Here is a 26959-nt window from a genome sequence, read left to right as displayed (position 1 = left end):
CGTCACCAGGAGGAGGTGACGGGCCGTATTTCAGGGCAGCACTACGGGTAGTTGATGACGTTCACCGGCACGGTGCCCGGAGGTGTCACCGCCCCCACGTCGTTGATCACGTGCGTGATCGTTCCCTGGTAGTTGAGCGACACGGTCAGCAGGTTGTGCATCCGCACGCCGGATCGGTTGGGCACCTCGAACGCGTGCTCCGCTCTCACCGACGGGTTGACGTTGAAGAAGCAGTAGCTGCCGAGCCCCCACGCCTCGTGCGTGGTGACGTTGTCCCCGACCTTGTAGGCCGCGTAGCCCGTCACTCCGTTGGGCGCGTTCCAGGCCGCCTGGTTCGGCACGTCGTACGGCATCTCGTTCTGGTAGAAGATGGTCCGTCCGCCGTTGCCGTTCCAGATGACCTGGTACTTCTGGTAGTGCTCGACGAACAGGCCGGTGGCCAGCACGTCGTTGCCGTTCACGACCAGGCCGGTGTCACCGATGGCCTCGTTCCAGCCCCAGGTGCCGGCGTTGCCGTGGTCGGCGCGCCAGATCCAGCTGTGGTCGATGATCGTGTTGTTGCTGTTGACGACGAGGCTGTTCGTCGCCTTGCCCGCGACCGCACCGCCGACGCGGAAGAACACGTCCTGCAGCGTGGTCGGGTTGGACGCGTGCGAGGCCGAGGAGCCCGCGGGGCCGACGGTCAGCAGCGAGTTCGAGAGCGTCGTGCCGGCGTCGAACAGGATGCCCTTGATCCGCACGCCGTCGACGTCCGCGACCTGCATCGCGGTGACGCCGTTCTGCGGCACGATCGTCGCGTAGCCGATGCCCAGCACGACGGTGTTGGGCCGCGTGATGTTGATCGTCTGGTTGACGTTGTAGATGCCGGGCGTGAAGAACAGGTTGCAGCCCTGACCCAGTGCCGCGTTGATCGTCGCGGCGGTGTCGCCGGACTTCACGACGTAGAACTGGCTCATCGGCAACGAGGTGCCCGGCGTGCCGCCGTTGATCCACGACGCACCGGAAGCGTTGGTGCGCAGGGAAGGCAGGAACACCCGGTACTGGCTGCCGTCGAGGTACAGGTACGGCACGTCGCGCGAGATCGGCGTCGTCGCGAGGTTCGTCGACGGCGGGTTCGGGAACGTGGTCGCGGGTGCGCCCGGCGTACCGGAGAACACCATGTTCCACACGCCGCCGTTCCAGCTGCCGTAGTTCGTGTCCCGCGTGTACCACTGCTGCTGCGAGACCGACGCCGTCTGACCGGACACGCGCGTGTCGGCCGTGTAGCCACCGGACGCGAACCCGTACGAAGCCGGGTACAGCGCCAGGTTGCCGCGGACGTCCATGCGACGGAACGGCGCGGCCTGCGCGACGGCCCACCGGTTGGTGCCGCTGGCCGGGTTGACGGCCATGTTCTCGGCGGAGCGCCAGAAGTTCTGCAGCGCCACGCCCTTGTCGGACTCGTTGAACGCGTCCACGGTGATGTCACCGTTGATCAGCACGTCACCGGGGTTGCGGCCGAGACCCGAGACCGACGTGTAGTAGCCGACGTCGTCGTGGATGCCGCTGTAGGTGCCGGGCTTGAACAGGTGCGCGACCCGGCGGGGCGCCATCTGCGCGGTCAGCGTGTCCTTCTGGTTGTTGAAGTCGATGTCGAGCTGCGTCTGGATGCTCGTCGCCGACATGCTTGGGTCGAAGATGCGCGTGTTCGGCCCGAAGTTCGGGTTGTCGGACTGCGTGCAACCCTGCTGCGTGCCGATCGTGTAGGTCGCGCTGGCCACAGCGGAGTTCGCGAGGCCCGACTTGATCCCGATCGCGTTGATGGTCCTGTTGCTGGGCACCGAGATCGGCCCGCTGTACAGGGTCGACGACGAGGTCGGCGTCGATCCGTCCACTGTGTACCGGATCGTCGAGCCCGAGGTCGCGGTGGAGATCGTCACGGTCTGCGCGGACGCGTAGGCGCCGCCCGGCGGACTGAACGTCGGCGTCGCGACCGGCGTGCCGATCACGTACGACGCGCTGCCGACCGACGAGTTCGCCTGACCCGACTTGATACCAATCGCGTTGATGGTCCTGTTGCTGGGCACCGAGATCGGGCCGCTGTACAGGGTCGAACCGCTGGTCGGCGTCGAGCCGTCGATCGTGTAGCGGATCGTCGCGCCGGACGTGGCGGTCGAGATCGTCACCGTCTGGGCGGTCGAGTACGTGCCGCCGGGCGGGCTGAACGTGGGCGTCGCGACCGGCTGCGACGCGCCGTTGTGGGTGTAGCTGAAGTGCGGTGTGTCGTACTGCGGCCCGGACTTCTCGTAGGTGAACCAGTAGTCGATCACCGTGCCGGACGACAGCGACCCGACGGTCTTCTGCCAGGTCCCGGCGTTGTTGGTCATCCGGAAGTTCTGCTGACCTTGGCCGGAGATCAGGTAGTGCACGTCGACGTAGACAGCAGGGGTCGTCGGCGTGAAGTTGATCCGGGCTTGAGTCGCGTCGATCGCGGTCACGTTCTGCGTGTAGTCGTCGGCCGCGTATGCAGCCTCGACCGTCGCCAATGACGACAGGGCAATCGCTACGGCGGCCAGTCCGCGCCGCCATCTCACCTTTGAGAGCGCTCTCACACCTGGAACGGTAAAGCCGCGATGACGGTGAGGGAAGACGTAAGTTACGGAAAGGTCCCAGACTCCACCGGAACGCGAATGGCGACCGGGACCGTTTACGCCCGAACAAGCAGACGTACCACCGGAACCCGGTCAGGTCCCCCGGTTCTCGTTGAGGTAGTTGTAGATCGTGTAGCGGGTGACCTCGAGAACGCCGGCCAGGTGGTCGACCGAGTCGCGGATGAGGAAGAAGCCCGCCTCGTCCAGCACCCGGACGACCTGCGACTTGTGCACCTTCTTCATCAGCTCGACGGGCACGCCCACATCGGCGATCGCCTTCTCGACCAGCACGCGCTGAAGCGTGTCCACGTCCTGTGGAAACGACTCCACGGGTCCGGAAGCCTCGTGTGCCGCGAGTTTGTTGACGCACAGGCAGCCCACGGCGACACCGGCCGCGTCGCGCACGAAGGTCGTCGACGACCAGATCGCGCGGCCGTCCGGGGCATAGGTCTCGTAGCCGGGCATGTCGGTGGTCGTGCCGCGGCGGACCAGGCCCAGCAACAGGTCGGTCATCGGCCCGCCCACCTGGCGGCCGGTGAGCGAGCCGGCGATCGCGATGATCGAGTTCGGCAGCCGCGACAGGTCGTGCACCACGACCTCGGTGTCCGGCCCCAGGGCCGAGGCGAGGCTGTCGATGGTCGGCACCAACGCCGACAGCGCGGCCGGGATCGGCGAGGAAGCCGAGGCGGACAACGACTTCAAGGCAGCCCGCAGGCGTTCCAACGTTGCCCGCGACGTGGTGGCGTGCGGTGACAGGCGGACGTGCTCGGGGCGGATCGTGGCGGTGATTCCGAAGGCGTTCAACGCCTCCCCGACCACCGAGGCGGCCTCGGGCATGGTGAAGGCCAGGATTCCGGCACGGCGTTCGCGGGCGGACACGATCTTGCCGCCGCTCGACAGCACGATCTCCTCGACCTCGGCGACGATCTCGCCCACGGCCGAGTCCAGCGCGGAAACGCCTGCCAGCTCGACGAGTTCCAGAGCTTCCGCGAAGGCGCCGGACACGACCGGGGAGAGGTTCGTGATGTTCCAGGAGGCGGCGTCCGGGGCGGCGTCGTGCACCGCGTCGTCGAACAGGCCCGCGTCCACCGCGCCGGTCCAGCCCGACAGCACCGGCGTCAACCGCTCCAGCGCGCGGTCCGACAGCACCACGAAACCTGTGCTCCACCCGGCGCGCAACCACTTCTGGCCGCCGACCACCAGCACGTCGGCCAGTTCCCACGGCTCGTCGACGACGCCGAAACCCTGGATGCCGTCCACGATCAGGAGACGGTCGCCCACGACCTCGCGCAACGTCGCCAGGTCCGCGCGGTAGCCGGTGCGGAAGTCCACAGCGGACACCGACAGAGCGGAAACGTCACCGTTCAGGTGGGTTGCCACGGCCGCGGGACGCACCGGACCGTCCAACACGATTGACGGAAGTCCCGCCCGCACCCACGGATAGGTGTTGGACGGGAACTCCGCCGCCGAGTACATGACCGTGCCCGACAGGCCGAACGCCGCCTGGAACAGGCCGATCGACGTGTTCGGCACCAAAGCCACGTGGTCGGTGTCGGTGCGGCACAACCGCGCGACAGCGGCCTTCACCCGTTGTTCCTCGCGCATCAGCGTGTCCACAGTGGACGGCCCGGCGAGAGATGCCTGTTCCATCAGACGCGAGGTGGCCGTCACCACCGCCAAAGAGGGTGGGCCGAAGCGGGCGAAGTCGAGATACCCCTCCGGTTCGCGGAACTGGGCGAGGTACGGGGCGTCGATCAACTCAGAGCACCTTTGCGAGGAACTGTTGCGTGCGCGGCTGCTGCGGATTGTCCAGCACGTCGGCCGGTGTGCCGCTCTCCACCACGGCGCCGTCGACGAGGAACACCACGCGGTCGGCGACCGAGCGGGCGAAGCCGATCTCGTGAGTGACCACGATCATCGTCATGCCGTCGCGGGCGAGCGAGGTCATGACGTCGAGCACCTCGCCGACCAGCTCCGGGTCCAACGCGGACGTGGGCTCGTCGAACAGCATCAGCTTGGGCTTCATCGCCAGGGCACGCGCGATCGCAACACGTTGCTGCTGACCACCGGACAACGAACCGGGATAGGCGGAGGCCTTCTCGGACAGTCCCACCCTCTCCAGCAGCGCCAACGCCTCCGCGCGCACCTCGGCCCTGCCGCGCCCCAGCACCTGGACCGGGCCCTCCATGACGTTCTCCAGCGCCGTGCGGTGCGGGAACAGGTTGAACCGCTGGAACACCATCCCGACGTCGCGCCGCTGGTGGGCCGCGTCGCGTTCGCGCAGTTCGTAGAGCTTGCCGCCGGCCGCCCGGAACCCGACGGGCACGCCGTCGACCCAGATCCGGCCGGCGTCGATGGTCTCCAGGTGGTTCACGCAGCGCAGGAACGTCGACTTGCCCGCACCGGACGGCCCGAGCAGGCAGACGACCTCGCCGCGCTCGACCTCCAGGTCGATGCCCTTCAGGACCTCGGTGTGACCGAACGACTTGCGGACCCCGATCGACTCAACGAGGGCCATACGCACGCTCCAGGTAGTGCTGCCCGATCGACGCGACGGACACCATCACGAGGTACCAGGCCGCGGCGGCGAACAGGGTTTCCATGATCTCCAGGTTGCGCGAGGAGATGTTGTTCGCGGCGTGGATGAGCTCGGTGAAGGCGATCACCGACGCCATCGAGGTGCCCTTGATCATGTTGATGAAGTTGTTGCCGGTCGGTGGGATGATCACGCGCATCGCCTGCGGCAGAACGACTCGGCGCAACGTCGTCAGCGGCGTCATGCCGATCGACTTGGCCGCCTCGGTCTGGCCCTCGTCGACGCTGCTCAAGCCCGCGCGGACGATTTCGGCCATGTAGGCGCTCTCGTTCAGACCGAGCCCCAGCAACGCGGCCACGAACGCGGTCATGACCACGTTCGTGGGCACGGAGAACAGCCCCGGGATGCTGATGTTCTGGAACACCAGCGCGAGGTTGAACCAGATCAGGATCTGCAGCAGCACCGGCAGGCCGCGGAACAGCCAGATGTAGCCGACCGCGAACCACCGCGCGACGGGGTTCGCCGACAGCCGCATCAACGCGACGACGACACCGAGGATGATCGCGCCACCCTGTGCGGCCAAGGCCAGCACGATGGTGTTCAGCAGGCCTTCGAGCATCACGGGGTGCGTGAAGAACCCCGGCACGTCCTCCCACTGGATCTGCGCCTCGGCCATCGCCCAGCCGAGCCCGGCGATGACCAGGAGGATCACCGCGCCGCTGAACCACCGCCAGGGGTGGCGCAGCGGCACGACGGTGAGCTCCCCCTGCTGGAGCCCACTGGTCTGGAGATCACTTGCCATTGATCGCGGCCTTCGTGATCGCACCCTGCTTGATGTCCCAGGTGGTGACGATCTTCTCGTAGGTGCCGTCGTCGATCAGGGACTGCAGCGCGCCCTTGATCGCCTCGGACAGCTTGGCGTTCTTCTTCGCGACCCCGATGCCGTACGGGCCGCCGTTGATCGGCGCGAGCGGCACGACCTCGAAGTACTGGCCGTCACCGGCGGTCTTCGCGACGTAGACGGCGGTCGGCAGGTCGTTGAGGATCGCGGCGACCCGGCCGGTGCGCAGCTGGTTCTGGTTGCCGGTGTCGCTGTCGGTGACGCTGAGCTGGACCTCGGGCTTGCCCGCGGCCACGCACTTCTGGCTCTGCTCCTTGCCGAACTGCTCCTGCGAGCTGCCCAGGTTCACCGCGATGCCCTTGCCGCACAGGTCGTCGGGTCCCTTGACGCCCTGCGGGTTGCCCTTCTGCACCATGATCGTGATGCCGGAGGTGAAGTAGTCGACGAAGTCGATCTTCTGCTGGCGTTCGGCGGTGTCGTTCATCGCGGCCATCGTCACGTCGACGCGGCCGGTCTCCAGGCTGGTGATCAGCGAGCTGAACGCCATGTCGCTGTGCTCGGCCTTGAGCCCGAGCTTCGCGGAGATCGCCTTGATCAGGTCGACCTCCGACCCCAGCGGCGTCTTGCCGTCCTGGTCGTAGAAGTTGTTCGGCGGGTTCTGGATGTTCGACCCCACCTTCAACGTGCCGGCCGAGGCGATCTCGGGCGGCAGCAGCGCGGCGAGCGCGTCGTCCTTCTTGACCGAGCCCAGGTCGGACGACGGAGGCGTGGACGTCTGAGCGGGGTCAGACGTGGACCCGCAGGCGGCGAGCCCCAGTACGAGCAGCGAGGTCACGAGCAGGCGCGGCTTCATGGCGGGGACCGTACAACGTCCAGTTGAAGACGTCCACAAAAAGTTGAAACCAGGCGTGACCGGGCGCACTCGGGGAATTCCATCGGCGTCTGCTCCGTTGGATCGGGTGCCCCCAGCAAACGAGGAGGACCAACATGGCGACGGTCGAGCTGACCAAGGAGAACTTCGACGAGGTGGTCGGTGACTCCGACGGCTCCGGCATCGTCCTGGTCGACTTCTGGGCCGAGTGGTGCGGTCCGTGCCGCGCGTTCGGGCCCACGTACGAGGCCGCGTCGGACAAGAACGAGGACATCGTGTTCGGCAAGGTCGACACCGAGGCGCAGCAGGAGCTCGCGGCCACGTTCGGCATCCGGTCGATCCCCACGTTGATGATCGTGCGCGAAGGCGTCGTGCTGTTCTCGCAGCCGGGCGCTCTGCCCGCCCCCGCGCTGAACGACCTGATCCAGCAGGCGCGCGAGGTGAACATGGAAGAGGTCCACGCGAAGGTCGCGGAGGCCCAGGCCCAGCAGGGCTGATTGACTTTACGCCGCTCGGGGTAGTCGAGGTGCATGAACACCGACACGTCGACCGCGCAGCTGGTCCACCAGCTGTCCGAGCAGGTGAGCAGGCTCGCGCGCGATGAGATCCGTCTCGCTGTCGCGGAGCTGAAGGACAAGGGCAAGCACGCCGGTGTCGGCGCCGGGATGTTCGGCGCGGCCGGCGTGTTCGCGTGGTGGGGTGGGCTCAGCGTCGTCGCGGGCCTGATCCTGCTGCTCGCTCTCGTAGTACCGCCGTGGGCGGCCGCGTTGATCGTCGCGGCCGCCCTTCTGCTGTTCGCGGGCATCTTCGCGCTCGTGGGCAAGGGACAGGTCAAGCAGGCCGTTCCTCCCGCGCCGAGGCAGGCGATGGACAACGTCCAGCAGGACATCGCGACGATCAAGGAGAGTGCGCACCGATGAGCGACCCCAGGGAAGAGCTGCAGCGCGACGTCGAACGGACCCGGCGTGAGCTGGGCGAGACGGTGGAAGCGCTGGCGCACAAGGTGGACGTGCCCGGGCGGGTGAAGGAGCAGGCGCAGGAGACCCGGTTGCGGCTGGCCCTCGCCACCAACCAGGCGGTCGACTCGCTGCCCGAGCCCGTGGCGGTGCAGGTCGAGAAGGCACGCCGGCATCCCGGGGCCGTCGCGGCGGCGCTGATCGCGCTCGTCCTGGCGATCTGGGCGATTTCCAGGAGGAACGGATGAAACTCCTTTACCGCCCGCTGGGAATGCTGGTCGGCGCGCTGGGAGGCTTCCTGGCGACCGCGATCTTCGGTCAGATCTGGAAACTGGTGGCGGGCGACAAAGAAGCGCCCAGCGCCACCATGCGCAACCGCGCCTGGAGCGAGGTGCTGATGGCCGCGGCGTTGCAGGGCGCCATCTTCGGCCTGGTCAAGGCCGCCATCGACCGCGGCGGCGCCAAGGGTTTTCAGAAGCTGACCGGTGAATGGCCCGGCGACGAAGAAGATTGAGCACTTGTCCGTCCAATCAAGACGCATAGGTGCGGACGATCCGGTGGCGTCTTAATCTGGCCGAGTTCCCCTGGGAAAGGGCCAGTGATGACTCGTCAGGTGCGGGCTCGCGCGCTGTTTTCGACGTTCGAGCCGCTCACCGCCGTTCCGGACGACCCGGCCCGTGCACGGCTGGGCGTCGTCAGGTTCGCCGGCACGTCCTTCAACCCCGTGGTGAAGGCCGGGTATCCGGAACTGACGGTCCACCTCGCCGACGAGGGCAGTGGCTTCGCGGAGGTCTGGACGAGCGCGCACGGCGTGGAATCCGGTGAGCACAAGGCGATCGCCTACGCGCACGACGGCGAGTACCTGTTCTGCGCCGGACGGATCCCGCCGTGCGACGAGCACACCTACGCCGGACGGCTGGCGTTCCGCGCGGCGCTGGAGCTGGCCGGCAGGCTCGGCTACCACCACGTCTTCCGGATGTGGAACTACCTGCAGGACCTCACCCCGCGGACCTACCGGGAGTTCCTGCTCGGCCAGGCGGAGGCGTTCGCGCGGCGGCCCGTGACGTGGAGCGGCCTGACCGCGGCCACGGTCGTCGGTTCGCTCGGCGGCGGCATAGCGTTCCACTTCCTGGCCTGCCGGACGGGCACGCCGGTCACGATCATCTCCCCCAGTGGCGCGCGCGGCGTCTACGCGCACGGGCGGCTGTACTTCTCGGCCCCGTCGCTCGACGACGCCGAGGAGCTGATGAGCGCGGCGAACCTCGCCCAGTGGGGTGTCGGCGACGGGTTCGGGCTGCACGACGTGTCGTCGTTGAAGATCTACGCCCGGCAACCGGGTGATCTTTCGCAGGTCACCGCCCGCCTGACTCCCCGGACCTCGGTGGCGTTCCTGCAGGCCACCCTGCTCTCCCAGGACGACGCGGTGGAGTTCGAGGGCGTCGCCGGCTAGCCCTGCGGACGTTTGAATCCTCAACTACTCTGGCGCGCATGCCACAGCCAGAAGGTGATGACCTCGCCGCTATCCGGGCCAAGCGCGACGAGCTGCGCGCGAAGTACGTGAAGCCGCTCGCCGAGCGCGGCGGCTCGCCCACGCAGGGCGTTCACCACATCGCGTTGATCTGCAAGGACGTCGAGGAGACCATCCGGTTCTACCAGGAGTTCCTCGGCTTCCCGCTGGTCGAGCTCGTGGAGAACCGCGACTACAACGGCTCCAGCCACTTCTTCTTCGACCTCGGGGCCAAGAACCTGCTGGGGTTCTTCGACTTCCCCGGCCACGACCACCCGCCGTTCTCCGAGACGATCGGCGCCGTTCAGCACCTGGCCCTGTCGACCTCCCCCGAGCGGTTCGCCGAGATCAAGTCCAAGCTGGACGAGGCGGGGATCGAATACCTGGGCCCCGACCGGGGCGTCGAGGACAGCCTGTACATCCGCGACCCCAACGGTGTAGGGATTGAGTTCTACCGGGAAGAACTCGGCGAGTTCGAAGGCACGACACTGATCAACTGAGGACGGAGTCGCAGTGGCGCAAGAGGTCAAGGGCATCGTCGCCCGGGGCAAGGGACAACCGGTGGAACTGACCTCGGTGCTGGTGCCCGATCCCGGTCCCGGCGAGGCAGTGGTGAAGATCCAGGCGTGCGGCGTCTGCCACACCGACTTGCACTACCGCGAGGGCGGCATCAACGACGACTTCCCGTTCCTGCTGGGCCACGAGGCCGCGGGCGTCGTGGAGTCGGTCGGTGAAGGCGTTTCGGACCTGGCGCCCGGCGACTTCGTCGTGCTGAACTGGCGCGCGGTCTGCGGCACGTGCCGCGCTTGTCGTCGCGGCAAGCCCTGGTACTGCTTCTCGACGTTCAACGCGTCGCAGCCGATGACGTTGGCAGACGGCACCAAGCTCTCGCCGGCGCTGGGCATCGGTGCGTTCGTCGAGAAGACGTTGGTCCACTCCGGACAGTGCACGAAGGTCGACCCGTCCGCCCGCGCCGCCGCTGTCGGCCTGCTGGGCTGCGGTGTGATGGCCGGCGTCGGCGCGGCTCTCAACACCGGTGGCGTCGGCCGCGGCGACTCGGTGGCCGTGATCGGCTGCGGCGGTGTCGGTGACGGCGCCATCGCGGGCGCCCGCATCGGCGGTGCCGCGAAGATCATCGCCGTGGACACGGACCCACAGAAGCTCGAGTGGGCCAAGGGTTTCGGCGCCACGCACACCATCAACGCACGCGAGGTCGACGACGTCGTCACCGCGATCCAGGACCTCACGGACTCGTTCGGCGCGGACGTCGTGATCGACGCGGTCGGCCGTCCCGAGACGTGGAAGCAGGCGTTCTACGCCCGCGACCTCGCCGGAACCGTTGTCCTGGTGGGCGTTCCGACGCCGGACATGCGGCTCGAGATGCCGCTGATCGACTTCTTCTCCCGCGGCGGCGCGCTGAAGTCCTCGTGGTACGGCGACTGCCTGCCCACGCGCGACTTCCCGATGCTGGTGGACCTGTACCAGCAGGGCCGCTTCGACCTGGACGCGTTCGTCAGCGAGGAGATCCCGCTGGACGGCGTCGAGGGCGCGTTCGAGAAGATGCACCGCGGCGAGGTCCTGCGATCGGTCGTGGTGTTCTGATGCCGCTCCGCGTTGATCACACCATCACCTCCGGCACCTTCTCGCTGGACGGCGAGACCTTCGACGTCGACAACAACGTCTGGGTCATCGGGGACTCGTCGGAGTGCGTCGTCATCGACGCGCCGCACGACGTGGACGCGATCCTCAAGGTGGTCGACGGCCGCAAGGTCGTCGCGATCCTGCTGACCCACGCGCACGACGACCATGTCCGCGTCGCGCCGGATCTGGCTCACGCGACCAACGCGCCGATGGCGTTGCACCAGGACGACCACATCGTGTGGTCGCTGACGCACACCGGCGTGATCCCGCACCAGGCACTGGAGGACGGCCAGGTGCTCACGGTGGCCGGCGAGGAGATCCACGTGCTGCACACGCCGGGCCACTCGCCTGGCGCCGTGTGCTTCTACGTGCCGTCGCTGGGCGCGGTGTTCACGGGCGACACGCTGTTCCAGGGCGGGCCGGGCGCGACGGGCCGGTCGTTCTCGGACCGGCCGACGATCGAGGCGTCGATCCGGGAGAAGCTGCTGACGCTGCCCGGCGACACCGTGGTGCACACCGGGCACGGCGCGGACACCACGATCGCCGCCGAGGTCTTCTAGACGCTAGAACCGCGGAGGCCGCTTCTCCAGGAACGCCGTCACGCCCTCGGCGTAGTCGGCGCTGGAGGCGGCCTCCGCGTACAGCGCGCGCACGAAGTCGTCCTCGTGCCCGCCGTCCGTGATCGAGTTGATGATCTTCTTGGCGCCCCGCACGGACACCTGGGCGCGGCCCGCGATCTGTTCGGACAGTTCCTTCACGCGGGCGTCCAGGGACTCCACGACCTCGTTCACGAGCCCGATCCGCAACGCCGTGGCCGAGTCGATCAGGTCGGCGGAGAACAGGATCTGCTTCGCCCAGGCCGGGCCGACCGCGTCCACGAGGGCCTTGGTGGACGTGAAGTTGTAAACGATGCCGAGTTTCGCGGGCGTGATGCCGAATCGGGCATCCGAAGACGCCACCCGAATGTCGCAGGCGAGGGCGATCTCACAACCACCGCCGACGCAGAAACCGGAAATCGCGGCAATCGTCGGCTTGTCGAGCTGGGCGATCGCGCGTTCACCGTTGTAAACGGCCTCGCCGTAGTGGGCGGCGCCTTCCGGACCGCGCCGCAGGGTCGAGAACTCGGCGATGTCGGCACCGGCGGAGAAGTGGTCACCGCCGCGGATCACCAGCGCGCGGATGCTCTCATCTGCGGAAACTTGTGCCAGGAGCCCTGGTATGGCCGACCACATCTCGTACGACATGGCGTTGCGCTTGGCCGGGCGGTTGATCGTCAACGTGGCGACCGGACCGGCCGCGGACAGCTCCAGGAACTCGCTCACCCGCCGCACGATACCTACCGCGGTCCGGCGGCTCGCGCGGTCTCAGTTGGGTAGTAATGCGTTCACCTCCTTGTAAAGTCCCTCTGCCGAGGAGGGGAGGAAACGTGACCGCGGCCGCCATCGGTGCTTCCACGTTGCGCACGCTCGCGGTGCGGTTGCGCACCAGTGCGCCGGTGTCCGCGCGCATCCTCTCCGAACTCGCCAGCGAACTCGACCGGGGCGGGCCGGTGGCGGACCTGCTGTGCTCGCACAGCGCCGTGCACAGCCCGCTGTTCGGCATCCAGGCGCTCGCCGGTGTGCGGTTGCTGATGCTGTCGGGAAAGGCGCCGGAACTCAGTCAGCGGTTCGCCAGCGCGCACGCGGCGGCGATGGCCGGGGAGTCCGATTCCACGGCGCTGCTCGCGTGGCTCGCGGCACGGCGGGCGATCGTCGAGAACGCGGGCGAGATCCTGGCCGCGCTCGACCGCACCGTCCAGCAGCACCAGCCGAAGACGGCCGGGTTCCTGCTGCGCGGGCTCACCATGATCGGGGCGCCGAAGGTCCGGCTGCTCGAACTCGGCGCGTGCGCCGGGCTGAACCTGATCCTCGACCACTACCGCTGGTTCGGTCTCGGCTGGGAGTGGGGCGACAAGGACTCGCCGGTGCGGCTGGCCGCGGTCGGGCCGCAGCCGCCGAACCTGGAGATCGTCGACAGGGCCGGCTGCGACCTGCAGCCGCGCGACCCCGCCGATCCCAAGCACGCGATGATCCTGCACTCGTTCATCCCGCCCGAGCACGACGCGCTGCGGTGGGACCTCGACGACGCCATCGAACTGGCCGCCAAGGTCGGCGTGAAGGTCGCGCGCTCGCCCGCCGGGCGGTGGTTGCGCGAGAACCTCGTGCCACCCGAGGAACGCGGCACGTACACGGTGATCTGGCACAGCTCGTTCTGGGCGTACCTGACCGAGGACGAGCGCCACGAGATCGAGACGACGCTGACCGCGGCGGCCGGCTCGATGCCACTCGCGCGCGTCGCCTACGAGTCGACGGACTTTCGCTCAAACCCCCGCCTGACGGTCACCATCTACAGCTAGATTGCGCGGTCGTGAAAACGATCCGTGCCTCCCTGCTGGCCGTCGCTCTCTTCACCACGGCCCTCACCGCGCCCGCCCAGGCCGCGGTCTCGGACTACGACCTGGCGCTGCACTGGGCGCCCGTGCACCACCAGGACACCGACTCGTCGGACGCGGACGCCGACTACCTGTCCACTGTGGACTTCGACGGCGACTGGAACACGCTGAACAACTGGGAGAACCAGACCCAGCTCGCCAAACTCACCGGCGCCGCGTACTACTCGGTGGTCGAGACGTCCACGCACTGGTTCCTCGTCTACAGCTTCTTCCACCCGCGCGACTGGGACGACCAGCCCGACCCGTTCGGCACCAGGACCCACGAGAACGACCTGGAGGGCACCCTGTTCGTCGTCCGCAAGGACGCCGGGTTCGGCACCCTCGAAGCCGCGGTCACGGTGGCGCACAGCGACTTCTACTCCTACGTGCCCGCCGGGTCGCCCTACCAGAACGGGTCGGAGACCATCGACGGCACGTTGCTGCTGGTCGGCGGCCGTCCCGCCACCTTCCAGGAAGCCAAGGGCCACGGGCTGTACCGCTGGAACGGCGCTGACTTCCCCGGCGGTGACGGCGTGATCTACCAGCCCGCCGCGACCGGCGAGGTGCCGTCGGGCGGCAACGACCGCAGCGTCGGCTACCGCCTGGTGAACTCCTTGGACGCCAACGGGATGTGGGCGCGCCGCACCAACTCGGAGACCTACTCGTCGTTCGGCACCTTCCGCGGTGACAACGGCAAGGACAACGCCGCCAACGCGCCGTGGGGCTGGGACGACCAGAACGACGGCGCGATCTACCGCGGCTACCTGGCCACCGATCCGGCGCTGGTGATCGACAAGTACTTCGCCAACAAGGGAACCTTCAGCCTCACCTACACGCGCAACGCCTTCCGCTGAGCCACCGCAAACGTTTACAGTCTTTTCTGTAACACACCGCCGCCGTCACGCCTCCCACCGGAAGAGGAAGCATGGACGGCAGGATCAACCGCAGGCTGCTGATGAAGTCCACCATCGTGGCCGCGGTAGCAACACCGGCCCTGGCGGCGACCGCGCTCGCGGTCGCCGTCCCCACCTTGCCCTGGCCGGCCGCCAACGACATCGTGCGGAACACGAAACTCCCGTCGTTCCCCGACCGGATTTTCGACGCAACGGCCTACGGCGCCAAGGGCGACAACAAGACCGACAACACCGACGCGTTCAAGAAGGCCATCGCCGCCTGCAACGCCGCGGGCGGCGGGCACGTGATCGTCCCGAAGGGCACCTACGTCACCGGCGCGATCCACCTGCTCAGCAACGTCGACTTCCACCTCGAAGACGGCGTGCTGCTCAAGTTCTCCGGTGACGCCTCGAAGTTCCCGACGGTGCTCACGCGCTACGAGGGCATCGAGTGCGTGAACCGCTCCCCCATGATCTACGCGCACAAGCAGACCAACATCGCCATCACCGGCAGGGGCACGCTCGACGCGGGCGCCACCGGCGGCTGGAACAAGGGCAGCGACCGCTCGTACCTGGAGTCTTTGGTGGCCAAGGGAACCCCGCCCGAGAAGCGTGTGGTTCCCGGCTCCGGCAAGAACATGCGCTCCACGTTCATCGAGCCCTACGACTGCGACACCGTGCTGATCCAGGGCCTCACGCTGAAGAACCCCAAGTTCTGGCAGATCCATCCCACGCTCTGCAAGAACGTCACGGTCGACGACGTGCACACCGACCCGTCCACGTCCGCCAACAACACCGACGCGGTAGACCCCGAGTCGTGCGACCACGTCGTGATCTCCAACAGCAACCTCGGCGCGCACGACGACAACGTCGCGATCAAGTCGGGCCGCGACGAGGACGGCCGGCGGGTCAACGTGCCGTGCCAGAACATCGTCGTCGTCAACTGCCGCATGAACGGCAACTGGGGCGCCATCACGTGCGGCTCCGAGCAGACCGGCGGCATCCGCAACGTCTACGGCTATCAGCTGAACTGCGTCAACGCCACCAAGTTCGCCCTGTACGTCAAGTCGAACACCCAACGCGGCGGCTTCTCCCAGAACATCAACCTGGACGGCGTGTCCGGCGTCTTCGGGCGCGCGTTCATCTACGTCACCACGACCTACAACTCGCAGACGGGCAGCAACGTGCCGAAGTTCGGCCCGTTCTCCGTCTCGAACTCCAGCTGCACCAAGGCTTCCAAGGTCCTCGACGTGTCCGGCCTCTCGCAGGAGCACGTCAAGGGCCTCGACCTGCGCGACTCGAAGTTCAACGGCCTCGGCAGCACCACCAACACCGTCAAGAACGTCGACGGCCTGAAGTTCACCAACGTCACCGGCAACGGAAAGCCGATGACCAAATAGCTAGGCCTGGGCAGTCGGCCGCACGGCGATCTCGTTCACGTCGACGTCGGCCGGCTGCTCGATCGCGAACGCGATGGCGCGGGCGATCGCGTCCGGCGGGATCGCGATCTCGTCCCGCATGCCCGCGATCCGTTCCCGCACAGCGGTGTTGCTCGACGCCTCCGCGAAATCGGTGTGCACGAAACCCGGATACACCGTGGTCACCCGCACCGAAGGACCCGCCTCCTGGCGCAGGCCCTCGCAGATCGACCTGACCGCGACCTTGGTGCCCGCGTAGACCGCCATGGACGGCACGACGGTGAACGCGGCCGTGGAGGCCGTGGTCACGAAGTGCCCTGCCTGCTGCTCGCGGAACACCGGCAGCGCCGCCGCGATGCCGTGCAGCACGCCCTTGATGTTGACGTCGACCATCTCGTCCCACTCGTCGACCCGCAGGTCGTCCAGTGGCGAGATCGGGCCGACCCCCGCGTTGCTCACGAGCACGTCGAGCCGCCCGAAGCGCTCCCGAGCCAACGCCACCAGCGCGTGCAGGTCTTCGCGGCGAGTCACGTCGGTGCGCGTGTGCACGGCCGTGCCACCTGCCTTCTCGATCCTGGCCACGAGGTCCGCGAGACGCTCCGACCGGCGTGCCCCGAGCACGAGGCGCGCGCCCCGCTCCGCGAGCAGAAGAGCGGTCGCCTCCCCGATCCCGCTGCTGGCGCCGGTGATCGCCACGACCTTGTCCTTGATTGCCATGACCCCAGCCTGCGTTAGGCTCAGCCTGGTATCCAGAGCCCCCTTATTCTGGTACTGGAGGTGCCAGCATGCGGAGAACCGCCGATCAGCGGCACGAACTGGGCGCGTTCCTGCGCAGCCGGCGGGAGCGGCTCACCCCGGCCGAGGCGGGCCTGCCGCGCACGGGCCGGCGGCGTACCCCGGGCCTGCGCCGCGAGGAGCTCGCGGTGCTCGCGGGCATCAGCGCCACCTGGTACACGTACCTGGAACAGGGCCGCGACGTGCGCGCGTCCGACCAGGTGCTGGGCGCGCTCGCCGCCGCGCTCGGCCTCACTCCGTCCGAAAAGGACCATCTGCTCCGGCTCGCGGGCCACACGCGCCCGCACAGCCTCGAAGCCGAACTGGCCGCGGAAGTCGCTGCGGTACCGGGGTTTCTGGACCCTCATCCGGCGTTCATCATCGGCGCCACCTACGACGTGCTCAGCCACAACGAGGCGGCGGCCGAGCTCTTTCCCGTTCTGCGCAAGGAGAAACCGAGCTTCGCGCGCTGGGTGTTCACCGACCCGCAGGCGCGGCACGTCCTGATCGACTGGGAACTGGAGGCCCGCGGCCTGCTCGCCAAACTCCGCGCGCTGGCCGCCCAGCACCCCTCCGACGAGCGGTTCACCCGGCTGATCGACGACCTGCACGAGGCCAGCCAGGAGGTGCGCTCCTGGTGGCCCCACTACGACGTGCAACCCCGGCACGGCGGCCGGAAACGCTTGCGGCACCCCGGACGAGGGCCGCTCGACTACGCGTACACGGCGTTCCACCTCGCCGAACAGCCCGACCACACGCTGGTCGTCTACTCGGACGAACGGCCCTGCTAGGCGGCGCGCGGGTACAGCCGCGCCATCCCGGGCGGCGCGGCGAAGGGCGCCCACGTGCCCTCCGCCTGTGCCAGCCGGTCGGCGACGACCCACAGAACGCTGGAGTTGAAGCCATATCCCAGGTGTGAGGACGACACCTGGACGTTCTCCTTGCGCGGTCCCGGTTCCTCGACGCACGACTCCCACGAGACGATGCCGTCCGTCTTGGAGTAGATCGACGTGGCGGGCACCGGGATCGGCGGCCGCGTCGACTCCAGCGGCGGGAACTCGTCCTTCGGGATGTGCAGCCGGGAGAACAACGCGAACGCCGGCATCGCCCGTGACTGCACGGGATCGCTCATGTTGTACGGCGACCCCATGGTGATCACCTGACGGACGCGGTGCGGGTGGTCGCGCGCCATCTCGCGCGCGAAGATCCCGCCCAGCGACCAGCCGACGATGGAGACCGGCCCGCCGTGGGCGTCCGAAACCTTCTTCACCAAGGCGTGCATGCCGTCCACGGCCTTGCGCGTCGGCCCGATGTTGCGGCCCAGGCCCCACGGATTCACCTGATAGCCCAACCCGGACAGGAAGCGGCGCAGCATCACCGTCGACGAGTCCGCGGCACCGAGGCCGGGAAAGACGAGAACCGGGTGGCCGTCACCGGAGGGCGCGCCGCGCAGCATCGAGCGGGTCGCCACGAACTCGCTGACGTCGAGCGCGCAGCGGGTGGGCTCGGTGAGGTACCAGAACAGGCCGGGCGCGCTGCCTCTGACGAGGTGGAGGGGCGAAACAGCAGGCACTTCGAAGACTTCGTCCGAAGGTACGGCAGACATAGGAGCCTCCCCACACGTCGACAACCCCGAGCCGGCGCCCTGGACGTCGTTGCCCAGTGAGTCCATGATGTTTCGTGAACGATCTTTTTGCCAGTACTTTCGAGTCTCGATTCGCCACGTGCAGGTAACACGTTGGCAACCTCACACGTGTGCACTGCCTCTCACCTGCATGGACGTCGATTGAGACGCTCCGGTCCTCTACTCTTTTTCAAGTGGATCGGATGAGCTCTCTGGACGCCAGCTTCTACTTCATCGAGGACGAGAACGTGCCCATGCACGTCGGTTCCGTCCTGGTTTTCGACGGGCCGGCCCCGTCCTACGGCGACGTGATCCGTCTTTTCCTGGCGCGCATGGACCAGGTGCCTCGCTACCGGCAGAAGGTGAAGGCGCTGCCGTTCCACGTCGGTCGTCCGGTCTGGGTCGACGACGACCACTTCAACATCCTCTACCACGTGCGCCACACCGCGGTGCCGTCGCCGGGCGGGGAGGACCAGCTGCGCAACCTCGCGGGCCGGATCTTCGCGCAGAAGCTCGACGACAAGAAGCCGTTGTGGGAGGCCTGGCTGGTCGAGGGCCTGGAGGGCGGTCGCTGGGCGATCATCTCCAAGGTCCACCACTGCATGATCGACGGAGTGTCCGGTTCGGACATGCTGCAGCTCATCCTCGACTTCAAGAAGGAGAGCGTCCTTCCGGAGCCGAAGGAGTGGAAGCCGCAGCCGCAGCCGTCCACGCTCGATCTGGTCATCGACGGTGTCCGTGACGCCGTGGTGACACCGGTGCAGCACCTGTCCGCTTTGCCCGCCGTGGCGCGGAACGTGCGCTCGCTCAGCGAGATCATGGACTTCGGCAAGACCGTTCTCGGTTCTCTTCCCGGTACGGCCAAGCGTTTGGTCACGCGCGCGGCGACCTCTTTGAACGGTCCGATTGGACCGCACCGCCGCTGGGTGTGGGCGCGCGCGAACCTGGCTGAGATCAAACAGATTCGCACCGCCGCGGGTGGCACCGTCAACGACGTCATCCTGACGGCGATCACGCGTGGTTTCCGGGACCTGCTGGAGAAGCGCGGCGAACTGACCGAGGGCATGGTCGTGCGGACCATGGTTCCCGTGTCGATGCGCAAGGCCGACCAGCACAACGAGCTGAACAACCGCGTCAGCGCCGTGCTGGTGAACCTGCCCGTGGGCGAGGCGGACCCGGTGAAGCGCCTCGCGTCGATCCGCGCGCAGATGGACGACCTGAAGAGCTCACGCCAGGCAGCGGGCGCCGACGTCATCACGAACCTGTCGAACTTCGCCGCGCCGACGCTGATGGCGCTGGGGTCGCGGACCGCGATGCGGTTCCCGCAGCAGATCCTGCAGACCGTCACCACCAACGTGCCCGGCCCGCGCATCCCGCTCTACATGCTCGGCCGCCCGCTGGTGGAGATGTTCCCGTACGTGCCGGTCGCCTCCACGATCCGGATCACCGTCGGCATCTTCTCGTACCTCGACCGGTTCACCTTCGGCATCAACGCCGACTTCGACGGCGTGCCGGACGTCCAGCTGCTCGCGGACGGCATCCGCGCCGGTTTCGACGAGATGGTCGCGCTGGCCGCCGAGGCGGCGGAGAAGACGGAGACCGCCGAGAAGGTCGTCGACGCCGCGCCGGCCCCCAAGCCCGCCCCGAAGCCCGCTGCCAAGCCTGCCCCGAAGCCCGTGGCGAAGAAGCCCGCTCCCAAGCCTCGTGCCCCGCGTGCGACGAGCAAGGCGGCCACGAACGGTGTGAAGCCGGAGACGACGGCCTGAGACACGATCTGACGGTTCAAGCGGGCGCGCACGACCTGCACCTGACCGTAGTAGGACTCGACGCACGGCTGGGCGCCCTCGGACTGGCGCTCGGTCAGGTCGACGACGTCCGCATCGAGCTGGAGAACGTGCGATGGTCGCGCTGGCGTGCTCGCCGCGCGACCGTCGTGTGCCGGGACGTGCACGTCAACCCGCCCGCGGTCCTCGTGTCCTCGCCTGTCGAGTTCCGGGTCGAAGTGGGCTTCGCGGACATCCCGGAGTTACAACCGGTCAGTTGGTTCCCGTTGACCGTCCAGTTGGTCGGCACGGAGCTGCACGTACGACTGCACAAGTGGCTGCCCGCACGCGTGTTCGCGGTGCCGGAGCTGCCGCGCGGCATCCAGCTGACGGGGATCGAGCAGCTCGACGACCACTTCGTGCTGACCGGAGCCGCCCCCGTGCTGCGGGAGCGGCTCACCCTGGGTCAGCTCGCGGACGTGCTCAGGCGGTTGGCGTCCATCCAGTCCAGGACCCGCTCGGACACGACCTCGGGGATCTCCATCTGGGGCACGTGACCGACGTTCGCGTACTCGTCGTAGCGCCAGTGCGGGTACTTGCGAGCCACGTACCGGGCGTTGGCGACGTTGACGAGCCGGTCCCGGTCGCCGCTCATCAGGAACACCGGCACGCGGACCTTGGCCATCGCCGCGTAGTAGGCGCCGCGCTTCGAGGTCGTGAACACGACACTGCGCGCGGCGTCGAGGAACGCCTTGTCCAGTCCCTCCACCTTGGCGCGCTCGCCGATCAGGTGCTCGCTGGCCTGCTTGAGCTCCTCGGGGATGACCGACGGGTCCGCGCAGACCATCTCCAGCAGGCGTTCGACCTGACGACGGGCGGGGGCGGTCCTCGACCTGGCCAGGAACCGTTCACCCAGCCCCGGCACCGAATACAGGAAGAACGTGCCGAGCATCGTCGGATCCGGCCGCGTCCCGAGCACCATCGGCAGCGCGGGGTCGACCAGCACCAGGCCCCTGACCAGCTCGGGGTCGTAGGCGGTCTGGAAGAGCGAGATCAGCCCGCCCATCGAGTTGCCGACCAGGATCGCCGGCTCCCCCACGACCTCGCGCAGGAACCGGCCCAGCAACCTCGTGTTGGCCTGAACCGTGGTCTGCCGGCCCTCCGGGTTGGTCAGGCCGTGCCCGGCGAGGTCGACGGCCGTGACGCGGGCTTTCTTCGCGAGCAACGGCGCCAGCAGCACCCAGTTGAGGTGGGAGCCGCCGAGGCCGTGCACGAGGACGATGCGCGGCCCGTCCGCCGGCCCGCCGAAGTCGACCCAGTGCACGGGCCCGCCGAGGTCCGCGTGGTGGCTGGTGCCGCCGAAGTTCGCCACAGTCGTCATACCAACCAGTATGTCGCTTGACCGTACTGATCGGTAGCCGCCTGGGTCACTTCCACGGCGACGCGGGCCGGCACTGGTCCCGGGTCTTGCGCTCGTCGCCGTAGACGACCTCACCGGTGGCGGGGTCGAAGTAGCACTCCTTCAGCAGGTCGGAACTGGTACCGAGCAGGGTGCCCCCGGCGTCGTAGGCACGCACGACGGGGTCGGGGACGCCCTGGGGGATGGTCCAGGACTGCGAGTAGTACATGCGGAGGGCGTACGTGCCGTTGGCGATCTTGGCGTCGACCGTGTTGCCGTCGGCGGTGACCGTCACGCGGGCGACCTTCGAGTCGATCCGGCCGGCCGCCTCGCGGTAGCCGGGTGTCCCCGCGTACGCCGGGCCGAGGTGCATGCCTCCGACGGTCGCGCCGCCACCTTCGACGGAGAAGTGCCCCGGCAGCAGCGCGACGGCACGCTTCCCGAAGCCCGTGCGGTAGTCCTGGCCGCCGGAGCCGATCGAACAGATCAACACCTCCTTGTCGGTGTAGAGCAAGGCCCATCGCGTCTGCTCGTCCAGCAGCTGGTGCAGCTTCGCCCTGCCCTGCATGCCCGCGGCCTTCGTGCAGCCCGTCTCGATCGCCTCGACCGCCTCCTGCGGCACCCCGGAGTCGGCGGACGGTGTCGCCGGTGACGTGGTGATCTGGACTGCCGGCACTGGCAAGCTCGGGGTGGGCCTGAGCACCACGATCCCGGCGGTGACGACGGCGACCGCGGCCGCGGCGGCGAGGATCGGTACGGCCAGCCGCCGGGACGCGCGCCGGGTGGCAGCGCGCTCGATCTCGGCACGGATCTTCGCCTGGCGACCGGGTGGCAGGTCGCGGGTGGGCGGAAGCATGCTGGTCATCGGTCCTCCCCGGTGTGCACGAGCTCCCGGTGCTGCTGGAGCTTCGACTTCGCCTTGCTGACCCGCGCCCGCACGCTGCCCTCGGTGATGCCGAGCACCGCCGCCGCGTCCGCGTACGACACCCCAGACCACACGCACAGCGCGAGCGCCTCACGTTCGTTGCGCGGCAGCCCCGCCACGGCGTCGAGCAGGTCCTTCATCTGCCGCTGGTCGTCGAGGCGCTCCGCGACCCGGTCCGCGTGGTCGGGCACGGGGCGTTCCTCGCCGACGCGCCGCAGGTTCTTCAGGCGTCTCAGGAGCGAGCGCTGCTCGTTGCGCACCACGTTCGTCGCGACCGTGAGCAGCCATGGCAGCGCCGACTCGCGCTCCAGCCGCACGTCGTCGCGCTTGCGCCAGGCCAGCAGGAACGTGGCCTGCAGCTGGTCCTCGGCCTCGGCCCAGGACGCGGTCAGCCGGAAGCAGTGGTTGTAGACCGCCTTCGCGTGCCGGTCGAACAGCACTCCGAAGGCGTGTGCGCTACCCCCGGCGGCCTGCGACCACAACGCTCGGTCGTCTTCGGTCGTCATGTCTGTTCGTGTCCGCTCGCGACAGAAGTGTTGGCACCAGTTTCACGCGCCCGCCACTAACGTTGTGCGGCGTGGCACATCTGGGGGTGGCCGACCTCGCGGACATCGCGCAGGCGGCGTACGGCCGTGAGCTGAGCGACGTGACCCGGCTGCACGGCGGCAGCAAGAAGGGCGTCTACCGCCTGACGCTCGACGACGGCACGACGGGCGTCGCCTACGTGTGGCGTGCGACCGAGGACTACTGGCCCACGCACGAGCACGATCCGTTGTTCGGCAACGCGAGCGGGCGCGACCTGTTCCTGACCGCCCACACCGCGCTGTCGGAGGCCGGGGCGAGCGTGCCGAGACTGGTGCTGGTCGACCGCGACGTGATCGTGGTCGAGGACCTCGGCGCCGAGTTCCTGGAGAAGCTGCTCGACCACGACGCCGAGGCACTCGAACGCTTCTGGGACGACCTCGCGGCCATGCACCTGCGCACCAGTCCGCAGTACGGCCGTCCGAGCGCGCTGCAACCGTTGGACGCGCCGCCGGTGCCGGACGTGGTGCTGCACCGGGCGCTCGGGCACCTGGAGGCCTGCTGCGAACGGGTGCCGCGCATCGCGGCCGAGCGTGATCGCCTGGAAACCCAGCTGCGGCAACGGCATTCGGTGATCGAGCCGCGCACCGCGTACGCGCTGATCCACGGCGAGCTGGGTCCCGACCACGTGCTCGTCACCGACGGCCGACCGGTGCTGATCGACTTCGAGGGCGTGATGTTCTTCGACGTCGAGTGGGAGCACGTGTTCCTGGAGCTGCGGTTCGGCCCGCACTACCGTCCCGCGCCCGGCCTCGACCCGGCACGGATGTCGTTCTACCGGCTGGCGCAGCACCTGTCCCTCGTGGAGGGCCCGCTTCGCCTGCTGGACGGCGACTTCCCGCACCGGGACGCGATGCGGGAGATCGCCGAGCACAACGTCGAACGCGCGCTGGTCTGCTAGACGCCGGGGTAGGCCGAGCCGAGCCAGGCCTCGTCGATCCGCAGCTGCGCCTTGCCCTGCGTGGACGTCTTCTCCACCCGGATGTGCCGCGCGGTCGTGTTCGCGGGCAGGTCGATGAACTGCACCCCGCGGTGGTTGGCGAGCGAACCGGACTTGACGTTCGTCCACTTGGCACCGTCGCTGGACGTGTAGACGTTGTAGTTCTTGACACGCGCGGAGTTCGACGACGGGTAGGTCGTCGAGTCCTCGCGCTGGTTGAGCGCGACGTACGAGACCGCCTTCGCCGAGCCCAGGTCGAAGCGCAACGACACCGTCCCCGCACCCGTTGCGTCCCAATAGGTCTGGTAGTTGCCGTCGGCCGCGTGCGAGGCCGGGTGGCCGGAACCGGCGGCCGACGCGCTCATCGTGTACGACGAGGCCGGGATGATCCCTTCACGCCCGGCGGTCTCGACCTTGAACACCGTGTCGTACTGGTCCCAGTTCGAGACGCCGCTGAGCGTGATCGTGCCGCCGGCCTGCGCCCAGGTCACCGCCGCACCGGTGCGCAGGTTGGTGACGCGGCTGACCTCGTACCCGTTGTCGCGCACCTTCAACGTGCTGCCGGACGGCTTGGTGAGCACGTGCACGTAATGGTTCTGCGGGTTGGCCTTGGAGACGGTCGTGACGCCATGCGCGCCGTCGTTCCAGAAGCCCGGTTTGAGGCCGCCGTTCAGATACCCGCCGCCGTACGTGCCGCCGATCGACTCCCAGACGTCGCCGAGGTAGGTGTTCGTGAAGTTGTTGAAGGCGGCCTGGTTCGAGGGGAACTTGCCGTTGACCATCGCGGTCTCGGCCATCAACGCCTTGACGTCACTGCCCGCGTTGGTGATCAGGCGTCCTAGCGTCAGCTTGTAGTCGACGGACGAGTTGGAGCCCGAGTACCACCACGCCCCACCGCTCGGCAGCTTGAAGCACGCCTCGATCAGCCGTGGTGCCGCCGTGTAGACCGCCTGCGGGTAGTCGTAGTTCGGCGTCATGCCGGTCTTCTGCTCGTTGCTGATCGTGTCCATGATCGCGGTGTCCTCGTTGTTGTTGCTGAGGACCATGTCCGGCCGATCGCGCCGGATTCGTTCGTACAGGCCGTTCTGCTCCCAGTAGGCGTTGTCGTTGTCGATCCAGAACCCGGCGAGCTTCGGGTAACGTGCCATGACCTCGACGAAGTTGTCGTAGCTGAACTGCCCGAACCCGGGCCGTTCCTGCAGCTTCACCGTCTTGCCCTTGTACTTCGAGTACGCCGCCGAGTCGAGCCACTCGTGCCCGCCCTCGTCGTGCCACTGCGGGTCGTCGGTCATGTAGTTGATGACCTTGAGCCCCTCCGCCGAAGCGGCGTCGATGAGCTCACCGAGGAAGTCGCGCTTGGTCGAGCAACTGCCCGGAATCGCCGACGGCCACGCCCGCGCGTAGCCCAGCCGCGAGTGGAACGACGCCAGCACCAGGTACTGCGCGTGCAGCTTCTTCGCCTCGTCGACCCAGTACCGCGCACTCCACCCGCCACCCGTGACGGCGGCTTCCCAAGCGCTGCAACTGGTGTAGCCGGGACTCGTCCGCATCCCCCAGTGCAGGAACAGGCCGGACGTGGACGCCCGCAGCCAGTCCTGCCGCGGATGCAGCACCTCGGCGCGAGCCGGCGTGCTCACACCCGCGACGAGCAGAACGGCGGTCATCAACACGCCGAGACGACGCAACCTCTTACCCACGAGCCAGCCTCCTGGTGGACGCTCCCCGCGGCGGTAGGAAGACGTGCTCGGTGTTCCTCGCAAAGGTTTACGCCACCTGGTGACGTGCTTCAAGAGGTCATCGGAGGTCTGAGCGTGTTACATCGCGAAAGGATCGATAAAGGCTCCAAATGAGCCGACCTTTCCGCATGTCTCACCACGTGGGCGGCCTTGGCCGCGACGACGGGCGGATGTCAGCATCGGTGACATGTCCCAGGCATCCGTGCTCAGCACGCGCCGCCACGTCGACCTCCGTCGGCAGGCGAGCGCGATCTGTGCGGCGCCCGCCCTCGCCTGACCGGAGATCAGACGAACCCCTGCGAGAAGGGGAGGGACCGCATGAGCCGCACCGCCGCCACCGTGCTCAGGTCCGTGCTGGACCACGGACCCGTCGCGCGCAGCACCATCGCGCGCCTCACCGGACTGAGCGCCGCCACCGTCACCAAGCAGTACGCCGAACTGGCCGAACGCGGGCTGGTGCGCGAGGTCGACACCCGCGTTCCGCGCGTGACGATCGGGCGGCCGCACGTGCCGGTGGACATCGACGTGGACCGGCACGTGGTGTGCGGCGTCCACATCGCTTACGGGCACACGACTTTGGCGCTCGTCGACCTGCGCGGGCGGGTGCTCGCCGAGGAACGCGAGCCGCACGACCGGCCGGCGGCGGAGCGGGCGTTGCGGCGGATCGCCGAGCGGGTGCCCGCGTTCCTGCGCAGGCACGACCGCGTGCCGATCGGCGTCGGGGTCGCGACCGGCGGGCGCGTGGACGACGGCACGATCGTCGAGCACAGCCAGCTCGGCTGGAAGGACGTGCGCGCCAAGGAGTTTCTGACCACTGCGCTCGACATGGCGGTACAGGTCGAGTCGCACTCGAGGGCACTCGCGCGGGCCGAGCAGCTCTTCGGGGCCGACCCCAGAGCCCGCACCAGCTTGGTGCATCTGTTCGTGGGCAACGTGGTCGACGCGGCCATCGTCACCGGCGGCGCCGTGCACAGCGGGCCGGGCGGTGCGGCGGGCGAGATCGCGCACCTCCGGCTGCGCCACGACGACACGCCGTGCCCCTGCGGGCGGCGCGGGTGCCTGCAGGCCGCTACGTCGAACCGGACGCTCGCCGAACGGGCCGCGCGGGCCGGGATCACCGCGGAACCGTCGCTGGACCTGCTGATCGAGGCCGGCCGACGAGGTGACCTGCGCGCGATCGAGTTGTTCCGGCGGCGGTCGAGGCTCGTCGGGCAGGCCGCGCGGCTGCTGCTCGACGTGATCAACCCGGACGTGCTCGTGGTCGTCGAGGCCGGCGCGATCCTCATTCCCGGATGCTGGGAGGAATTGACATCGGAAATCGGCGAACGTAAAGGCGACGTCATTCAGACGAGTTTTGGCAGCGACGTTCTCAGCGTCGCCGCCGGAAGTGTCGTGCTCAGCGAGATCTACGGCGGCCCGACTTATTTTCCGTGAGCAGAAAATAGACATCGCC

29 protein-coding genes are annotated in these 26959 nt (G+C 68.2%); 17 read left to right on the top strand and 12 right to left on the bottom strand.

Annotated elements, in window-relative coordinates; genetic code table 11:
- Window positions 1–41 precede the first annotated feature (41 nt).
- The 5 genes from ACIQF0_RS25825 to ACIQF0_RS25805 form a co-directional block, all read right to left on the bottom strand.
- Window positions 42–2477, bottom strand: coding sequence for a chitobiase/beta-hexosaminidase C-terminal domain-containing protein (locus tag ACIQF0_RS25825; RefSeq protein ID WP_401033896.1), 2436 nt, complete (start codon window positions 2475–2477; stop codon window positions 42–44).
- Window positions 2478–2723: 246 nt separating this feature from the next.
- Window positions 2724–4388 (bottom strand): aminotransferase class V-fold PLP-dependent enzyme, encoded by a 1665-nt coding sequence (locus ACIQF0_RS25820; protein WP_401033211.1) that lies wholly within the window; start codon window positions 4386–4388, stop codon window positions 2724–2726.
- A gap of 1 nt (window position 4389) precedes the next feature.
- Window positions 4390–5148, bottom strand: coding sequence for an amino acid ABC transporter ATP-binding protein (locus ACIQF0_RS25815; protein WP_396425230.1), 759 nt, complete (start codon window positions 5146–5148; stop codon window positions 4390–4392).
- Window positions 5135–5968: an amino acid ABC transporter permease gene (locus ACIQF0_RS25810; protein ID WP_360031877.1), complete on the bottom strand. Its 834-nt coding sequence runs from the start codon at window positions 5966–5968 to the stop codon at window positions 5135–5137. Before ACIQF0_RS25810 ends, ACIQF0_RS25815 begins: the two co-directional genes overlap by 14 nt.
- Window positions 5958–6860: an ABC transporter substrate-binding protein gene (locus tag ACIQF0_RS25805; RefSeq protein WP_401033208.1), complete on the bottom strand. Its 903-nt coding sequence runs from the start codon at window positions 6858–6860 to the stop codon at window positions 5958–5960. Before ACIQF0_RS25805 ends, ACIQF0_RS25810 begins: the two co-directional genes overlap by 11 nt.
- 134 nt (window positions 6861–6994) lie before the next feature.
- On the opposite strand from ACIQF0_RS25805, the gene trxA reads away from it, so the two are divergent.
- The 8 genes from trxA to ACIQF0_RS25765 all read left to right on the top strand — a co-directional run bounded on the left by trxA (window position 6995) and on the right by ACIQF0_RS25765 (window position 11542).
- On the top strand, window positions 6995–7375 hold the full coding sequence (gene trxA, locus ACIQF0_RS25800) for a thioredoxin (RefSeq protein WP_319978940.1): 381 nt from the start codon (window positions 6995–6997) through the stop codon (window positions 7373–7375).
- 33 nt (window positions 7376–7408) lie between these two features.
- The gene (locus ACIQF0_RS25795; protein WP_355302083.1) at window positions 7409–7798 is read left to right on the top strand and encodes a phage holin family protein; all 390 of its coding nucleotides are present in this window, start codon (window positions 7409–7411) and stop codon (window positions 7796–7798) included.
- Window positions 7795–8082, top strand: coding sequence for a DUF3618 domain-containing protein (locus ACIQF0_RS25790; RefSeq protein ID WP_401033205.1), 288 nt, complete (start codon window positions 7795–7797; stop codon window positions 8080–8082). Before ACIQF0_RS25795 ends, ACIQF0_RS25790 begins: the two co-directional genes overlap by 4 nt.
- The gene (locus ACIQF0_RS25785) at window positions 8079–8348 is read left to right on the top strand and encodes a DUF4235 domain-containing protein (RefSeq protein WP_360031882.1); all 270 of its coding nucleotides are present in this window, start codon (window positions 8079–8081) and stop codon (window positions 8346–8348) included. The genes ACIQF0_RS25790 and ACIQF0_RS25785 overlap by 4 nt, the downstream gene beginning before the upstream one ends.
- A gap of 87 nt (window positions 8349–8435) precedes the next feature.
- Complete coding sequence (locus ACIQF0_RS25780) at window positions 8436–9284, top strand: hypothetical protein (protein WP_401033203.1); 849 nt, start codon at window positions 8436–8438, stop codon at window positions 9282–9284.
- Between the two features lie 38 nt (window positions 9285–9322).
- The gene (locus ACIQF0_RS25775; protein WP_093600777.1) at window positions 9323–9841 is read left to right on the top strand and encodes a VOC family protein; all 519 of its coding nucleotides are present in this window, start codon (window positions 9323–9325) and stop codon (window positions 9839–9841) included.
- Between the two features lie 13 nt (window positions 9842–9854).
- Complete coding sequence (locus ACIQF0_RS25770) at window positions 9855–10943, top strand: S-(hydroxymethyl)mycothiol dehydrogenase (protein WP_401033201.1); 1089 nt, start codon at window positions 9855–9857, stop codon at window positions 10941–10943.
- Complete coding sequence (locus tag ACIQF0_RS25765) at window positions 10943–11542, top strand: MBL fold metallo-hydrolase (RefSeq protein WP_401033199.1); 600 nt, start codon at window positions 10943–10945, stop codon at window positions 11540–11542. Before ACIQF0_RS25770 ends, ACIQF0_RS25765 begins: the two co-directional genes overlap by 1 nt.
- 3 nt (window positions 11543–11545) lie before the next feature.
- On the opposite strand, the gene ACIQF0_RS25760 is transcribed toward ACIQF0_RS25765, so the two are convergent.
- Window positions 11546–12304: an enoyl-CoA hydratase/isomerase family protein gene (locus ACIQF0_RS25760; RefSeq protein ID WP_401033197.1), complete on the bottom strand. Its 759-nt coding sequence runs from the start codon at window positions 12302–12304 to the stop codon at window positions 11546–11548.
- 104 nt (window positions 12305–12408) lie between these two features.
- On the opposite strand from ACIQF0_RS25760, the gene ACIQF0_RS25755 reads away from it, so the two are divergent.
- The 3 genes from ACIQF0_RS25755 to ACIQF0_RS25745 all read left to right on the top strand — a co-directional run bounded on the left by ACIQF0_RS25755 (window position 12409) and on the right by ACIQF0_RS25745 (window position 15745).
- A complete protein-coding gene (locus tag ACIQF0_RS25755) occupies window positions 12409–13377 on the top strand; it encodes a DUF2332 family protein (RefSeq protein ID WP_319978930.1) in 969 nt (322 codons plus the stop codon).
- 11 nt (window positions 13378–13388) lie between these two features.
- On the top strand, window positions 13389–14306 hold the full coding sequence (locus tag ACIQF0_RS25750; protein ID WP_401033195.1) for a hypothetical protein: 918 nt from the start codon (window positions 13389–13391) through the stop codon (window positions 14304–14306).
- A 71-nt stretch (window positions 14307–14377) separates the two neighbouring features.
- Window positions 14378–15745 (top strand): glycoside hydrolase family 28 protein, encoded by a 1368-nt coding sequence (locus ACIQF0_RS25745; RefSeq protein WP_401033194.1) that lies wholly within the window; start codon window positions 14378–14380, stop codon window positions 15743–15745.
- Here the strand turns inward: ACIQF0_RS25745 and ACIQF0_RS25740 are convergent, their stop codons facing one another.
- Entirely contained in the window at window positions 15746–16480 is a 735-nt protein-coding gene (locus ACIQF0_RS25740) for an SDR family oxidoreductase (protein ID WP_401033192.1), read from the bottom strand. It lies immediately after the preceding gene.
- A gap of 68 nt (window positions 16481–16548) precedes the next feature.
- Between ACIQF0_RS25740 and ACIQF0_RS25735 the strand changes: the two genes are divergently transcribed.
- Window positions 16549–17328 (top strand): helix-turn-helix transcriptional regulator, encoded by a 780-nt coding sequence (locus ACIQF0_RS25735; protein WP_401033190.1) that lies wholly within the window; start codon window positions 16549–16551, stop codon window positions 17326–17328.
- On the opposite strand, the gene ACIQF0_RS25730 is transcribed toward ACIQF0_RS25735, so the two are convergent.
- Window positions 17325–18143, bottom strand: coding sequence for an alpha/beta fold hydrolase (locus ACIQF0_RS25730; RefSeq protein WP_360031902.1), 819 nt, complete (start codon window positions 18141–18143; stop codon window positions 17325–17327). The genes ACIQF0_RS25735 and ACIQF0_RS25730 overlap by 4 nt on opposite strands.
- Window positions 18144–18364: 221 nt before the next feature.
- Between ACIQF0_RS25730 and ACIQF0_RS25725 the strand changes: the two genes are divergently transcribed.
- On the top strand, window positions 18365–19927 hold the full coding sequence (locus ACIQF0_RS25725) for a wax ester/triacylglycerol synthase family O-acyltransferase (protein ID WP_401033188.1): 1563 nt from the start codon (window positions 18365–18367) through the stop codon (window positions 19925–19927).
- A gap of 128 nt (window positions 19928–20055) precedes the next feature.
- Window positions 20056–20481, top strand: a complete 426-nt coding sequence (locus ACIQF0_RS25720) for a hypothetical protein (RefSeq protein WP_401033186.1) — start codon at window positions 20056–20058, stop codon at window positions 20479–20481.
- On the opposite strand, the gene ACIQF0_RS25715 is transcribed toward ACIQF0_RS25720, so the two are convergent.
- From ACIQF0_RS25715 to ACIQF0_RS25705, 3 genes are read right to left on the bottom strand one after another with little or no spacing between them, the layout of a single operon-like run.
- Window positions 20391–21305: an alpha/beta fold hydrolase gene (locus ACIQF0_RS25715; protein ID WP_401033184.1), complete on the bottom strand. Its 915-nt coding sequence runs from the start codon at window positions 21303–21305 to the stop codon at window positions 20391–20393. The two genes, ACIQF0_RS25720 and ACIQF0_RS25715, sit on opposite strands and share 91 nt — an antisense overlap.
- Before the next feature lie 46 nt (window positions 21306–21351).
- On the bottom strand, window positions 21352–22188 hold the full coding sequence (locus ACIQF0_RS25710) for a hypothetical protein (protein ID WP_401033182.1): 837 nt from the start codon (window positions 22186–22188) through the stop codon (window positions 21352–21354).
- The gene (locus ACIQF0_RS25705) at window positions 22185–22754 is read right to left on the bottom strand and encodes an RNA polymerase sigma factor (protein ID WP_401033180.1); all 570 of its coding nucleotides are present in this window, start codon (window positions 22752–22754) and stop codon (window positions 22185–22187) included. Before ACIQF0_RS25705 ends, ACIQF0_RS25710 begins: the two co-directional genes overlap by 4 nt.
- Before the next feature lie 71 nt (window positions 22755–22825).
- Between ACIQF0_RS25705 and ACIQF0_RS25700 the strand changes: the two genes are divergently transcribed.
- Window positions 22826–23731: a phosphotransferase gene (locus tag ACIQF0_RS25700; protein WP_401033178.1), complete on the top strand. Its 906-nt coding sequence runs from the start codon at window positions 22826–22828 to the stop codon at window positions 23729–23731.
- Here ACIQF0_RS25700 and ACIQF0_RS25695 read toward each other — a convergent pair.
- Complete coding sequence (locus ACIQF0_RS25695) at window positions 23728–25467, bottom strand: discoidin domain-containing protein (protein WP_401033176.1); 1740 nt, start codon at window positions 25465–25467, stop codon at window positions 23728–23730. The genes ACIQF0_RS25700 and ACIQF0_RS25695 overlap by 4 nt on opposite strands.
- Before the next feature lie 226 nt (window positions 25468–25693).
- Between ACIQF0_RS25695 and ACIQF0_RS25690 the strand changes: the two genes are divergently transcribed.
- Together ACIQF0_RS25690 and ACIQF0_RS25685 are read left to right on the top strand one after the other, a co-directional pair.
- Window positions 25694–25783, top strand: coding sequence for a putative leader peptide (locus ACIQF0_RS25690; protein ID WP_401033174.1), 90 nt, complete (start codon window positions 25694–25696; stop codon window positions 25781–25783).
- A gap of 41 nt (window positions 25784–25824) precedes the next feature.
- Complete coding sequence (locus ACIQF0_RS25685) at window positions 25825–26940, top strand: ROK family protein (RefSeq protein WP_401033172.1); 1116 nt, start codon at window positions 25825–25827, stop codon at window positions 26938–26940.
- Window positions 26941–26959 lie beyond the last annotated feature (19 nt).

It is taken from the genome of Lentzea sp. NPDC092896, assembly GCF_044754905.1.
In the GTDB taxonomy this organism is placed as follows: domain Bacteria; phylum Actinomycetota; class Actinomycetes; order Mycobacteriales; family Pseudonocardiaceae; genus Lentzea.
This window is presented reverse-complemented; position numbering and strand designations above follow the sequence as displayed.